At 59.6% G+C, this 13315-nt stretch carries 12 protein-coding genes; 9 read left to right on the plus strand and 3 right to left on the minus strand.

The annotated features are described in order from the left end of the window. Nucleotides 1-16 precede the first annotated feature (16 nt). Nucleotides 17-709 carry a hypothetical protein gene (locus LVD11_RS06165; RefSeq protein ID WP_237057282.1) on the plus strand — a complete coding sequence of 231 codons (693 nt, stop codon included), beginning with the start codon at nt 17-19 and terminating at the stop codon, nt 707-709. A 414-nt stretch (nt 710-1123) separates the two neighbouring features. Next, nucleotides 1124-1426, plus strand: a complete 303-nt coding sequence (locus tag LVD11_RS06170; protein ID WP_237057283.1) for a putative quinol monooxygenase — start codon at nt 1124-1126, stop codon at nt 1424-1426. A gap of 23 nt (nt 1427-1449) precedes the next feature. Here the strand turns inward: LVD11_RS06170 and LVD11_RS06175 are convergent, their stop codons facing one another. After that, nucleotides 1450-3207: an ABC transporter transmembrane domain-containing protein gene (locus tag LVD11_RS06175; RefSeq protein WP_237057528.1), complete on the minus strand. Its 1758-nt coding sequence runs from the start codon at nt 3205-3207 to the stop codon at nt 1450-1452. 271 nt (nt 3208-3478) lie between these two features. Between LVD11_RS06175 and LVD11_RS06180 the strand changes: the two genes are divergently transcribed. From LVD11_RS06180 to LVD11_RS06195, 4 genes are all read left to right on the plus strand, one after another. Further along, nucleotides 3479-3940, plus strand: coding sequence for a GFA family protein (locus LVD11_RS06180; RefSeq protein ID WP_237057284.1), 462 nt, complete (start codon nt 3479-3481; stop codon nt 3938-3940). 49 nt (nt 3941-3989) lie between these two features. Next, the gene (locus LVD11_RS06185; protein WP_237057285.1) at nt 3990-4460 is read left to right on the plus strand and encodes a DUF6942 family protein; all 471 of its coding nucleotides are present in this window, start codon (nt 3990-3992) and stop codon (nt 4458-4460) included. A 249-nt stretch (nt 4461-4709) separates the two neighbouring features. Next, nucleotides 4710-5870 carry an APC family permease gene (locus LVD11_RS06190; RefSeq protein WP_237057529.1) on the plus strand — a complete coding sequence of 387 codons (1161 nt, stop codon included), beginning with the start codon at nt 4710-4712 and terminating at the stop codon, nt 5868-5870. A gap of 170 nt (nt 5871-6040) precedes the next feature. Beyond that, nucleotides 6041-6631 carry a YdeI/OmpD-associated family protein gene (locus LVD11_RS06195; protein WP_237057286.1) on the plus strand — a complete coding sequence of 197 codons (591 nt, stop codon included), beginning with the start codon at nt 6041-6043 and terminating at the stop codon, nt 6629-6631. A 77-nt stretch (nt 6632-6708) separates the two neighbouring features. Here the strand turns inward: LVD11_RS06195 and LVD11_RS06200 are convergent, their stop codons facing one another. Further along, nucleotides 6709-7125 carry a VOC family protein gene (locus tag LVD11_RS06200; RefSeq protein ID WP_237057287.1) on the minus strand — a complete coding sequence of 139 codons (417 nt, stop codon included), beginning with the start codon at nt 7123-7125 and terminating at the stop codon, nt 6709-6711. A 438-nt stretch (nt 7126-7563) separates the two neighbouring features. Between LVD11_RS06200 and katG the strand changes: the two genes are divergently transcribed. Next, nucleotides 7564-9783, plus strand: a complete 2220-nt coding sequence (katG, locus tag LVD11_RS06205) for a catalase/peroxidase HPI (RefSeq protein WP_237057288.1) — start codon at nt 7564-7566, stop codon at nt 9781-9783. Nucleotides 9784-9892: 109 nt separating this feature from the next. Here katG and gst read toward each other — a convergent pair whose 3' ends face one another. Further along, nucleotides 9893-10594: a glutathione transferase, Atu5508 family gene (gene gst, locus LVD11_RS06210; protein ID WP_237057289.1), complete on the minus strand. Its 702-nt coding sequence runs from the start codon at nt 10592-10594 to the stop codon at nt 9893-9895. Nucleotides 10595-10869: 275 nt separating this feature from the next. On the opposite strand from gst, the gene LVD11_RS06215 reads away from it, so the two are divergent. Together LVD11_RS06215 and LVD11_RS06220 are read left to right on the plus strand one after the other, a co-directional pair. Then, on the plus strand, nt 10870-12264 hold the full coding sequence (locus LVD11_RS06215; RefSeq protein WP_237057290.1) for a MutS-related protein: 1395 nt from the start codon (nt 10870-10872) through the stop codon (nt 12262-12264). Between the two features lie 252 nt (nt 12265-12516). Next, nucleotides 12517-13314 (plus strand): outer membrane protein OmpK, encoded by a 798-nt coding sequence (locus LVD11_RS06220; protein WP_237057291.1) that lies wholly within the window; start codon nt 12517-12519, stop codon nt 13312-13314. Nucleotide 13315 lies beyond the last annotated feature (1 nt).

Consider the following 13315-nt stretch of genomic DNA (forward strand, 5'->3'; position numbering starts at 1 on the left):
ACAGGACGCTTCCCTGATGACTACTTCCAGATTTATCCCACTGGCCGCGCTCGCCATGGCAATATCTTCCTCCGCTGCGTTCGCCGGTATCGACAAGGTGTACGGCCCCCAGGTGGAAATGCACGAGCTGGAGCTGGAGATGCGTGGCACCCACGGTCTCGAGTCCTCCGACGCGCACGAGGTCAAGCTGGGCCTGGGCTACGGCGTGAACCAGACCTGGTTTGTCGAAGGCTACCTGATTGGCGAGAAAGAGGACGGCAGCTTCGAGGTTGAAGAGGCGGAAATCGAGAGTAAGTTCCAGCTGAGCGAGGCCGGCGAGTACTGGGCCGACTTCGGTGCGCTGGTAGAGCTGGAGAAGAAGCTGGAGTACGACGCATGGGAAGTGAAGGCCGGCCCGATTGTGCAGAAGCGCGTAGGCAAGTTCGTGACCACCGCCAACGTGTTCCTGGAACAGCAATTTGGCGATGAGAAAACCGAGGACGAACTGGAGGCCGTGGGCGCATTCCAGGTGAAGTACCGCATGGGCCCGAGCCTGGAGCCTGCGATGGAGTACTATGTAGACGAGTATACCCAGGCCCTCGGCCCGGTACTGCTGGGCAACAACCGCTTTGGCAACAGCAAAATGAAGTGGGAGCTGGGCGTGATGTTCGGCCTGAACGACGAAACCGAGGATGCCACCCTGCGCTGGCAGACCGAGTTCGAGTTCTGATACGCCTGCCGTATTCAGTCGAGAAGCCGCCTTCGGGCGGCTTTTTTATGCGTGTCGAACTTGTCCCTTAGCAACACCCAGGGTAAGCGTTGCAGACCAGAGTAAATGTTCAAGGAGCCATAACCCGGGGCAATCGCGCGGAAACCTTGCTGTGGCCCAAGAATTGACTGCCGGGGTTATCCCGCCTGTCTCGGTAAGCCAGGCGATTCTCCAGGCGCTATCGCGGTATTCGCCCGCAACTTCCTCTGCCACTTATTCACGCGGGTGTTCACATGGCCCAGGAGTGGCAATATCGTGACATCCCCAGCCGGGCGACTGGTCTAGAATGGCCTGAGGGCCCGGGCCATGAGCTGACGCCCGTGCCGGTACTCTCTTGAATGTCCTGACGGCTAAGCTTCGCTTGAGGATAATGGGATGGATGGCTACACCGTTACTGTGATTTTTGAGGCCAATAACGACAAAGTCGAAGAGATGGAAGAAGTAGTGAAAGAGGTCTACTTGCCCAGCATCCGCGAATCCGGCATGCGGGAATATCGCTGGTATCGTTCACGACAGAACCCGGGTACTTTCCTGCTTTTCATGACCTGGGACTCGGAGGCGGCCTTCCAGGCTCACGTCAACACAACACATATACAGAAAGCAGAGGCCGATTTCGTCGCAAAAGGTATCCTGGTAAAACCGGCACCCGAAAGTTACTGGCAATATATCAAACCATAACAATATCCTCTGGCACCCAGAGGCTAGACCCTGGAGTCCTGGAACTGCAGTTCCGCCAGGCGCCTGTATAGCGGCGATTTGTCGATAAGCTCCAGGTGCTTACCCTGTGCCACCACCTGCCCCCGGTCCAATACAGCAATCCTGTCCGCATGCAGTATTGTCGCCAGGCGGTGGGCGATGATGATTGTGGTGCGGCCCTTCATCAGTTCCTGCAGCGCCTGCTGCACGTGGTGTTCGCTCTCGGCATCCAGCGCACTGGTGGCCTCGTCCAGCAGCAGGATTTTCGGGTCCTTTAAAATCGCCCGGGCAATAGCCAGGCGCTGCTTTTGCCCGCCGGACAGGCGGGTCCCCTGCTCTCCCAGGTGGCTGTCGTACCCCTCCGGCAGCTGCTGGATAAAGTCATGGGCATGGGCCGCCTTCGCCGCCGCAATCACCTCCTCATCGGTGGCACCGGGCCGGCCGTAGCGGATGTTGTACCAGACATCGGCGGTAAACAGGGCCGGCTGCTGCGGCACCACCGCCATTTGCTGGCGCAATGAGCTGGTGCCCAGCTCGCGGATATCAACGCCGTCCAGGGTAATGCGCCCGCGCTGGGGGTCGTAGAAGCGCTGCAGCAGCTCCAGCAGGGTGGACTTGCCGGCGCCTGACGGGCCCACCAGGGCCAGGCTCTTGCCTTCTTCCACCACCAGGCTCAGCTCGCTGATCGCCGGCTGGTCCGGCCGGGAGGGGTAACTGAAATCCACCGCTTCGAAGGCCACCCGGCCTGGAGCGACAGCGCGCGCTTCTTCCTTCTCGTCGCCGCCCACGCTCGCGGGGATCTCCGCTTCCACCTGCAACAGGTCCATCAGCCGCTCGGTGGCGCCGGTGGCGCGCTGCAGCTCGCCGTAGACCTCGGAGATGGTGGCGACCGCCGACCCCATCAGCATGGCGTAAAACACAAAGGCGGCCAGGTCACCGGCGCTCATGCGTCCGGCGATCATGTCGTTGCCGCCCACCCACAGCAGGCCGCTGACGGCGCCAAACATCAGCAGTATCACCACCGCCATCAACAGTGCGCGCTGGCGAATGCGCCGCTTGGCTACGCGGAATGCGGTTTCCACTTCCCCAGCGAAGGCTTTTTTCTCGTCGCTCTCACGCGTATAACTCTGCACGGTCTTGATGTGCTGGATGATTTCCCCGGCATAACTGCCCACATCGGCAATGGAATCCTGGCTGGCCCGGGACAGCTTGCGCACCCGGCGACCGTAGAGCACGATGGGCAGCAGCACCAGTGGCACCCCCACCAGCACCATCAGGCTCAGCTTGAGGTTGGTGAACAGCAGCAACACCAGCGCACCCACAAACATCAGCGCACTGCGCAGCGCCATCGAAAAAGACGTACCAATAATGTGCTGCAGCAGGGTGGTATCGGTGGTGAGGCGGGACATGATCTCGCCGCTGCGATTGGTCTCGAAATAGCTGGGGTGCAGGGTCACGATATGGTCGAACACCGCCGTGCGCAGGTCCGCCACCACCCGCTCACCCAACCAGGACACCAGGTAATGGCGCGCGTAAGTTCCTACTGCCATCAACAGGGCCAGGGCCATCAGCACCAGTACCGCAGTTCGCAGGGCGGCACCGGAGCTTTCCACCAGTCCCTCATCCACCAGCAGGCGGATTCCCTGACCTATGGAGAGGGTAACCCCCGCGGTAAACACCAGCGCCACCCCGGCAGCCACCAGCACCATCTTGTAGGGCCGCATGAACTTCCAGAGCGCCGCCATCATCTCGCGGAAGCTCATCGCTGATGAGTTCTGCTCAGGCGTTTTCGCAACTGGGGCGGTGACACTGGGTTCTGCTGTATTCGGCATAGGCTCCTGCTGGCTGGTGTACGGGAGAAAAGTAAATCGCAGACTGGCCGGGCAACGCCGGTATTGACTTTGATCTTCTTGTGGGGGATCAATGGCCCGACACAAAATGCAGGTTACTGCTTGCTGAGTCAATTTCCGAACCGGTGAGGCAACTCCGCTCACCGGGCGTCGAAGGATAAGACTTTCCCAGAGGAGACTGGAAATGAACCCATTGCGTGGTGGTTGTGCCTGCGGCCAGGTTCGGTATGAATCCACAGCGAAACCCCTGGTGCAGTTTATCTGCCACTGCCGCGATTGCCAGCGCGCCAGCGGCAGCGCCTTTTCGGCCTCTGTATTCGTCCCGCGGGACAGGGTCACCTACCTCTCCGGGCAAATGCATCACTATGATGTAAAGGCGGAGAGCGGGCGGGAGTTGCGCCGGCAGTTCTGCAGTACGTGCGGTTCGCCGATTTCGGCCTATTGGCCGGAATCCCCGGTGGTGGAAATGCTGACCGTGGCCAGCCTGGATGATCAGGGTATCTTCACCCCCACCCATGAACTTTGGGTTTCCCGTGCGGAGGCCTGGCATCCGTTCCACCCGGATACCATCAAGGTGCCGGAAGGGCCGGCGGAGGAGGTGGTACGCGCCCCTATTCGCGCTTACTTTGCCGCGCGCCAGGGTTAACCCCCCATTGCCAGTGGAGTTGAAACCCGATGCCGGCCGGAATGAAGAAATGACGTCTATTGACCTTGTGGGCAGCCCTGAACCGGGGCTGGCGCTGTACCTCCCCAATCGGCCCCATGGCCTGGCACAACTTGTCGAGTCTCCCAGCAGCCAGCGGTTAATCGACGCCAATTCCAATCACTGGCGCAAGATTGTAACCCTGCTGGCCAAGGTTGTGAGCCCGGACGCCGCAGACTGGCGTCGCTTCAGGGATGAAGAACTGTTTCGGCACGCCGCACTGTGCTTCACTCCCAAACTTTGTGACGCCGCCTGCTGGCACTGGATCGGGGGCAAGGACAACCTGCAGCGCTTTGGCGCACTGGGGAACACCGCGCTGCCGCTGCCGGAGTGTCCTGCTGTATCTATCGACCCTGACAGGCGGCTGCTGCTGACACCTTACCCGGATTACCGGCAGCTCAGTAACGAGGTGGTAAGTCACATCCGCGCGGCGCTCGGACGTTACCGTTTTTATCAATTCTGAACCTGCCTTCGAAACGCCAGAAATACCGCCCCCCCTGCTGGCAACGATAACGACTGCCGCGGTTTCTCTACGCCCCAACTTCCACGTGTGTAAGCAGGGGGCAGGGAGAGCTGCGGCTCGCCGTTGCTAATCGTCCTGAGCCGTAACCGGAGCCGGCGACTAGACTTGCTTTCTACCTCCCTGAATCCATACACGTGTATGCCAAGGCCCGCGCCGATAGGTTTGAAGCGCTCTCTGTCCTTGCCCGTAGTGAGCTTCTACGGCATAGGCACCATTATCGGCGCCGGAATCTATGTGCTGGTGGGCAAGGTGGGGGGGGCGGCAGGCATGGCGCTTCCCTATGCGTTCCTGCTGGCGGGTATTATCGCGGGGTTTACGGCCCTGTCTTACGCGGAACTGGCGTCGCGGTTTCCTGTGAGCGCGGGTTCCGCTGCCTATATCCGGGCGGCATGGCAACGGCGCTGGCCAGCCCAGGTGGTCGGCACGCTGGTAGCCCTCACCGGCATTGTATCCGCGGCCACCATCGCCAACGGCTTTGTCGGCTACCTGGCACTTTTTATCCAGATACCGGATGCGCTGGCCATCACCCTGCTGGTTGTACTGCTGACCCTGATTGCCCTGTGGGGCATCAATGAATCTGCCCTCACCGTTATGCTGGTAACACTGATCGAAGTCGGCGGCCTGCTGTTCGTGATCTATGCCAGTCGCCAAGCCATTCCCGCCAATACGTGGGGTGAGATTATTGCCCCACCCGAATGGGGTGCCGTGCCCGGCCTACTCGTAGGCAGCTTCCTGGCCTTCTATGCGTTTATCGGTTTCGAGGATATGGTCAACACCGCCGAGGAAGTAAAAGAACCACGCAAAACCCTGCCGCAGGCGATACTGCTGGCGATCAGTACATCGACAGTGCTGTATATGATGATTGCCGCCCTGGCGGTGCGCACCCTACCGGTAGCGGAGCTGGCGCAAAGCGAGGCGCCGCTGGCTACCATGGTAACCAGCGCGGGTTATTCCCCCACGTTTATCGGCGTTATCAGCCTGTTCGCCGTGGTCAACGGTGCATTGGTACAGATCATTATGGCGTCAAGGTTGGCGTACGGCATGGCAAAACAAAAGATGGCACCCCGCATCCTGGCACACATCAATGCAAGGACGCGTACACCGGTAATAGCCACCCTGCTCATCGGCGCGCTGATCCTCACCTTCGCGCTGTGGCTGCCACTGACGGCACTGGCGAAGATCACCAGCTTTATCATGCTGCTGGTATTCTGCCTGGTAAACAGCGCACTGCTCACCATCAAGGTCGGAGGGGCCGCCCGCGAGGAAGGCGTAATCTGTTACCCCGCCTGGATACCCGCGACAGGCCTGCTCTCCTGCCTGGGCCTGATGAGCTTCTCGGCATTCGGCTGAGCAGGTTCCAGTTACGCTTTCCCGCAGGCAATCAGCCCTGTTGCCTTACATCCCGATGAGGCCCAGGTCACACACCAGTGAATAAACAGACGCTACGGTATTCCGGTTGCAAGCTGCCTCCATATACTGAATACACTTGCCTGAGACCTCTCACTGCCGGGGTACCTTTCGTGACGAAAAAGAATCCTCACGTCGATCGTTTCTTCATTTCTGCCAGATCATGGCAGGATGAGTTTAATGCGCTCCGCGCTTTGCTACTGCAGAGTGAACTGGACGAACAGCTGAAGTGGGGCAAGCCCTGTTACACACTGGGAGACAGTAATGTCGTCATCATGCAGGGCTTCAAGGAGTTCTGCGCCCTCCTGTTCACCAAGGGCGCCCTGCTACAGGACCCGGACTGGATACTCGAAAAGCCCGGCGAAAACACACAATCGGCACGCCGCATACCTTTCACCAGCGCACAGCAAATTAACGAGTTAAAAGGCAGCCTCGGTCGTTACATTGCCGATGCCATCGATGTTGAAAGGTCTGGAAGGAAGGTGGCCTTCAGGCAGACAGAAGACTTTGCCGTGCCGGAGGAATTCCAGCGCAGACTGGATGCCATGCCCGAATTGAAAGCCGCTTTTGCTGCCTTAACACCAGGACGGCAGCGTGGCTACCTGCTTCACTTTGGTGGCGCCAGGCAATCGAAGACGCGGGCATCCCGGGTGGAGAAATGCATCCAGGATATACTCGACGGAAGGGGATTGAACGATCGGTAACCGGATCCGGCGCAGCGCGGCGCAATGGTAAGTGAGGGGGCCTGTTCAGACAGCCCCCTGGCATTGGCAATAAACAGTTACCGGAACATCAATTCCGGGTTCACCATCGATTTCATCTCCAGCACATTGCCATTCGGGTCCTTGATAAAAAAGGTTTCCTGCTCGTACTCATCCCCGACGAAGCGACGATAGGGCTTGTCGAGGTACTCGAGGCCGGCCTCTTCGATACGACCTTTCAGCGCCTGGAACTCATCGTCCGGCAGGTGGATACCAAAGTGCGGGACGGCGACGGCACCCATATCCACTTCATGGCGCACATTGGGCAATTGCTCCTCGCTCTGGTGCAGGGTCAGCTCGTTGCCCCAGAAGTCGATATCCACCCAGCGACCTTCCTCGCTGTTGCCGGTCTTGCATCCCAGCACATCGCAGTAAAACGCCTTGGCTTTTTCCAGGTCACCGGCGGGAATGGCCAGGTGCAGACAGTTGGATTTCATGGTGCCTCCATCACGTTATTCTTTTTAGAAAGACTTGGCGAAAGAAATATGGTCACGCCAATCTTTATCACAATGTTATGAACATCCTAATAATATCTTTGCCGGCGCAAGAATCATAGTTAACGCCGATATAAACGGCTCATAGTGATTTAAGCGTCATGCTCGATTCCGGATAGGATTCAATCCATGCACATCGCGCGCAGGGAACCCTCCGGTGGTGGCCGGGCAGTCGGGCGGGCGGTGAAGTATTTTCCAATGCTTCCCGAAGTGGGAGGCGCGGCTGTTTATAGTAAGCATCAATGAGCCAGATATAATTTTTCTATCACATTAGATTGGTCTCCTCTATTAAAGCGATAACAAGGTCTAATTTCCTTCATATTGCGCAACCCTATAGCCTTCATCGTTGTAATCGATGATGACAATAAGGGACGCAACCCAATGTTCAAGAAAAGCCTACCCATAGCTGCGGCACTTGCCGTTGCCATTGCCGGCAGCGCGAGCGCCAGTGACACTCCCATGTCCAACCAGGACTGGTGGCCGGAAAAGCTCTACCTGCAGCCCCTGCGACTGCACGCCGCAAAATCCAACCCGATGGACGAGGACTTTGATTACGCCGAAGCGTTCAGGAGTCTCGACCTGGATGCGGTAAAGAAAGATATCGAGAAGGTGCTGACCACCTCGCAGGATTGGTGGCCTGCTGACTACGGTCACTACGGCCCCTTCTTTATCCGCATGGCCTGGCACAGTGCCGGCACCTACCGCGTATACGACGGTCGGGGCGGGGCCGGTGGTGGCCAGCAACGCTTTGAGCCGCTGAACAGCTGGCCCGACAACGGCAACCTGGACAAGGCGCGCCGCCTGCTGTGGCCGGTGAAGCAGAAGTACGGCAACAAGATTTCCTGGGCCGACCTGATGGTGCTGGCCGGTAACGTTTCACTGGAGTCCATGGGCTTCGAGACTTTCGGTTTTGCCGGTGGCCGCGAGGACGACTGGGAGGCCGACGTGGTTTACTGGGGCTCCGAACGCGAATGGCTGGGTAACGACAAGCGTTACCAGGGCGACAGGAAGCTGGAGAAGCCCCTGGCCGCGTCACAGATGGGCCTGATCTATGTGAACCCGGAGGGCCCCGACGGCAACCCGGACCCGAAGGCTGCCGCCAAGCGCATCCGCGAAACCTTCGGCCGCATGGCCATGAACGATGAAGAGACCGTGGCACTGATCGCCGGTGGCCACACCTTTGGCAAGGCCCACGGTGCGCACAAGCCGGAAGAGTGCGTGGGCGCAGCCCCGGCCGGTGCCGACATCGAGGCACAGGGCTTCGGCTGGAAGAACAAGTGCGGCAAGGGTAACGCGGAAGACACCGTCACCAGTGGCCTGGAAGGCGCCTGGTCCGCCAACCCGATTGCCTGGAGCTCGCAGTTCCTGGACAACCTGTTTGGCCTGGAGTGGAAGAAAACCAGGAGCCCGGCCGGCGCCACCCAGTGGGAGCCGGAAAATGCAGAACAGGTGAAAATCGTTCCGGATGCGCATGTCGCCAACAAGCGCCACGCACCGATGATGTTCACCACCGACCTGTCCCTGCGCTTCGACCCGGAATACCGGAAGATCGCCAGGCGCTTCCAGGAGAACCCGGAAGCGTTCCAGCAGGCTTTCGCCAGGGCCTGGTTCAAGCTGACCCACCGCGACCTGGGGCCGCGAGCGTTGTACCTGGGTGACGAGGTACCTGAGGAAACCCTGGTCTGGCAGGACCCTATCCCGGCAGTGGACTACACGCTGGTCGACGATGGCGATATCCGGGAACTGAAAGCAGAAGTGCTGGAGAGCGGCCTGTCGGTACCGGAACTGGTGCGCACCGCCTGGGCTTCTGCCTCCACCTTCCGTGGCACCGATATGCGCGGAGGTGCCAACGGTGCACGCATTCGCCTGGCGCCGCAGAATGACTGGGCCGTTAACGACCCCGCGGAACTGGACCGGGTGCTGGATCGCCTCGAACGCATCCAGAAGGACTTCAACCGCAAGGCTTCCGGCAATAAGCAGGTATCCCTGGCGGACTTGATCGTGCTCGGTGGTGCAGCTGCCATTGAACAGGCGGCCGAAAAAGCGGGCCACGATATCGAGGTGCCGTTTACCCCCGGCCGTAACGATGCCACCCAGGCGCAGACTGATGTCCAGGCCTTCAGCTTCCTGGAGCGCAAGGCCGACGGCTTCCGCAATTACTACACCGAGGATGCGCACTTCGCACCCGTGGACATGCTGGTTGACCGCGCCAACCTGCTGACACTGAGCGTGCCGGAAATGACGGTACTGGTCGGCGGCATGCGTGCCATCGGTGCCAATCACGATGACGTGAAGCACGGCGTGTTTACCGATCGCCCGGGTGCACTGACCAACGACTTCTTCGTCAACCTGCTGGATATGTCCACCAAGTGGTCGAAGTCTCCCGAGGAGAACGGCCTGTACGAAGGCTATGACCGCAAGACCGGCAAAATGAAATGGACCGCCACTCCGGTTGACCTGATCTTCGGCTCCAACTCCGAACTGCGTGCTGTGGCCGAGGTGTATGCCATGAACGGCAACCAGGAGAAGTTCGTGCAGGACTTCGTCGACGCCTGGACCAAGGTCATGACCCTGGACCGGTTCGACCTGGAGAGATCCTGATCCAGGCGATGGTGAACCGCTGATACAATGCGGGAAACCAAAAGGGCGGCCATCGGGTCGCCCTTTTTTTATGGCTTTTGTCAGGCATCTATGTGCCGCGATGACCCTGCTAGCCAATCATCTTGCGCAGCGAGTCCTCGATCCGGCCGCCGCAATAGCCCCGGCCCATTTCCTCCCGCTGCTTCTCCAGGAAATACCTGATTTGCGGGCGAGCCTCCACCCGCTGGCACAGGCCGGCAATATGCGGCGCGTTCTCCAGCAGGTCCCCTTCCAGCTCCGGGAACGAATAAATCATGGTCCCGAACAGGGCGGTGATGGCGATATCGGCTACCGTCAGCCGTGCCCCCAGCAGGAAGCCCGCGCCATTGCTGCCGCCGCCTTTCAGCCCGTGCTGCAGGCCCGTGTTCTCGAATACCTGCATCCACTCGGGCAGGCGCGCGTAGCGGAATGCGTCCCAGCTGTCCCGGGTCCACATCAGCTGCCCGTTGCTGTTGGTGATTTCCATCAGCACGTCGTTACAGTCCAGGATTGCCTTCAGCGCCAGCGTATGGGTTTCGGCACGCCTGGGCAGGTAATCGTATTCGCGCCCCAGGTGCATCAGGCAGGCCGGCATCTGGGCAAAGTAGGTTTTGCTCTTGCATTCGTAGAGATAGGGCGGTGCCATGCCAGGGTTATGGAGTCCCCGGCTGCGTTCCGGGTAAATTTCCCCGGCGTCGTGCCGTTCATACTGCGCCCCAACCTCCTCCAGGAACAGCTGGATAAAGTTGCCACGAAACGGCAGGTCCCAGTAAAACAGTTTGTAATCCAGCAAGGCTTCCCCCCTGGCTTGGCGGGTTCAGGTATGGAATCACCGGCCCGGGGCAATCGATGCGGCCGGGCGCCTAAAGCTTAGCAAAGCGCCGGGAGACGCCATAACGCCGCTATTTTGGCGCATAAAGCCTTCGTATAAATTTACGCCGGCTGAAATACTTGCCATGATGTTGTCTGCTGCGATTTAAAAAAGCCTGATAGCGCGCAGCTGCCACTGCGACAACACCACCGGCACGTTGTACCGCCAGCCCTCCTGACTGAACGGGATTCCTGCCTATGCCCGAACGCTGTGCCGCCGCCGAGACCCTCGGCCTGGATAGCCATACATTCAAGGACCTGGAGATTTTTGAAGCCGGCACCGGCCAGGCCAGCCTGTTCGACTTCTGTAACCAGTCGCGCACCGAGGGCGGTGCCGCTGTGCTCCGCCAACGCATGAAGCACCCCTGGTCCACTGCCGCGCGGATTCGCAGCACGCAGGAATCCCTTACCTTTATTGCCGCCCATCCACAGGCATTCAGAAAATTGCCTTCGGCCTATGTCATCGACAGTACAGAGGCCTATATACGTGAGATCCTGCCTGCAGTGGATTACCGCAACCCTATCGAGTTCGCGCTGGGTGCGCTGCAGATGTGGAGCAACCAGGACAGTCACTATTTCAGCATCGTGCGAGGTGTGCAGGCTACCGCCAGGATGATTCGGGCACTGCGCACCTTCTTACGCCAGCCCGAGCTCACGTCGCTCAGCGGTGAGCTGGTTCCCCTCATCCGGGAAATGCGGTCACTACTGAAGCGCCCGCTCATATCGCGCGCTCCCGACCACGAGATCGGCCACTGGGGCATGTGGCGCATCCTGCGGCTGGACCAGGTCCTGCGGACGCTGGAAAAGATGACTGTCACACGCCTGCTGGAACTTACCTACGAAATCGATGCACTGTTCGCAATGGCGGAGGCCACGCGCAGGCATGGATTCAGTATGCCGGTGATTGAAGGGGGGCTACCGCAGGTGCGGGTAGAGGGCCTGGTACATCCCTACCTGGAGCGACCGGTGGCAAACCCGGTTGACCTCAACCAGGACCAACGGGTGCTCTTCCTCACCGGCCCCAATATGGCCGGTAAAACCACTTACCTGCGCGCATTCGCAACCGCCGTTTACCTGGCCCACCTGGGCATGGGCGTGCCCGCGACCAGTTTCCGCTTCGTGCCTGTGCAGTGGCTGTTCAGCTCCATCTCCCTCTCCGATGACCTGCGCGCAGGCGTCAGCTATTTCCGTGCCGAGGCGCTGCGCGTCAAGGCGGTGGCGCAGGCAGTGGCAGGGGGGCAGAATGTTGTGGCCCTGATGGACGAGCCGTTCAAGGGGACCAACGTCAAGGACGCCTTTGATGCTTCCCTGGCGATCCTGCAGCGCCTGTCCGCGAGGGAGAACTGCCTGTTCATGTTCTCATCCCACCATATTGAACTCGGTGATCACCTGCACGTCGCCAACGGCCAGGTCGACTGCCGTTACTTCGAGGCGGAAGAGACCGGTGGACGCTTGCGCTTCAATTACCGGCTGCGCAGCGGCATTTCAGAACAGCGACTGGGTATGCGGGTGCTACGGGAAGAAGGGATTTTCGAACTCCTCGACGATCACTCAACCGCAGTCCAACCCGGGCGCGCCGCGATAGGGAGCTGAACACTCCACCAGGCCGGTGCCGGACCTACTGCCCATCTCGAAACCGGAATAATTTCCCCCGAACTCTGCATAATTGCGAACCACTATTTCGGCAGCATGACCAGACGGGCAATCCGCACGGTAAAAAGTTGGAAATTCAGTCATAAATCCGGTAAATTCCGCGCTCATTTTTTAACCAGCCGCCAAGTGGAGCGGCTGTAGACGCCAGCGCGGGGCCCGCATGATCCGCGTATTGCCGACTCAGAGGTACCGATGAAGCTGTCCAAGTCCCTGTCCCTGTTGGCCGCAGGCCTTGCCTCCCTCTCCCTGACCTTTGTCGCCCACGCAGAAATGCAGTGGCAGGACAACAGCCTGAGCTTCCTGTATGGCAATGGCTACAAGGTCGACTACAGCCTGGACACGGACGATGCCAGTCGCAGCGTGGTGACCTTTGAGCACGCCAGCGGCCACAGCTGGGGCGACCTGTTTATATTCTCCGACTACCTGGCCTCAGACGCGGGCTCTGACGAACTGTATACCGAAGTGTCACCGCGCCTGAGCCTGGGCAAGCTGGGCGGACGGGACCTTTCATTCGGGCCGGTGAAGGATGTGCTGGCAGCGGGGACGCTGGAATTCGGCAATATGGATGACCCGCACCGCCTCACTGCCACCGGCCCCCACTTCACCAACAAGCTGGCCGGCGTCGGCTTTGACCTGGCGGTGCCGGGCTTCAATTATGTGCAGGCCAATTTCTACCACCGCAACAATGATGACAGGGCCGATAACGAGCAGCTGACCCTCGTGTGGGCATTGCCGTTTGCCCTGGCTGGGGCGGACTTCCTCTACGACGGTTTTATCGATTGGACCAGCGCTTCAGCGGACGCGCACCCCAGTATGAATTTTGCATCCCAGCTGAAATGGGATGTCGGCGCCCACTGGGGCCAGCCGAAATCCCTGTATGCAGGCATAGAGTACGTGCATTGGAACGATAAATTCGGTATCAAGGACGGTTCCTTTGGTATCGACTCCAATGAGCGCAATGTGAACCTGCTGCTCAAGTATCACTTTTAAG

The organism is Microbulbifer sediminum, from assembly GCF_021729035.1.
Taxonomy (GTDB): Bacteria; Pseudomonadota; Gammaproteobacteria; order Pseudomonadales; family Cellvibrionaceae; genus Microbulbifer; species Microbulbifer sediminum.

Excerpts from the sequence above, each read along its gene's own strand:
- LVD11_RS06185 (WP_237057285.1), top strand. The coding sequence starts at position 3,990 with ATGACGTCTATTGACCTTGTGGGCAGCCCTGAACCGGGGCTGGCGCTG.
- LVD11_RS06165 (WP_237057282.1), top strand. The coding sequence starts at position 17 with ATGACTACTTCCAGATTTATCCCACTGGCCGCGCTCGCCATGGCAATA.
- LVD11_RS06220 (WP_237057291.1), top strand. The coding sequence starts at position 12,517 with ATGAAGCTGTCCAAGTCCCTGTCCCTGTTGGCCGCAGGCCTTGCCTCC.
- LVD11_RS06170 (WP_237057283.1), top strand. The coding sequence starts at position 1,124 with ATGGATGGCTACACCGTTACTGTGATTTTTGAGGCCAATAACGACAAA.
- LVD11_RS06200 (WP_237057287.1), bottom strand. The coding sequence starts at position 7,125 with ATGAAATCCAACTGTCTGCACCTGGCCATTCCCGCCGGTGACCTGGAA.
- katG (WP_237057288.1), top strand. The coding sequence starts at position 7,564 with ATGTTCAAGAAAAGCCTACCCATAGCTGCGGCACTTGCCGTTGCCATT.
- LVD11_RS06175 (WP_237057528.1), bottom strand. The coding sequence starts at position 3,207 with ATGAGCTTCCGCGAGATGATGGCGGCGCTCTGGAAGTTCATGCGGCCC.
- LVD11_RS06215 (WP_237057290.1), top strand. The coding sequence starts at position 10,870 with ATGCCCGAACGCTGTGCCGCCGCCGAGACCCTCGGCCTGGATAGCCAT.
- LVD11_RS06180 (WP_237057284.1), top strand. The coding sequence starts at position 3,479 with ATGAACCCATTGCGTGGTGGTTGTGCCTGCGGCCAGGTTCGGTATGAA.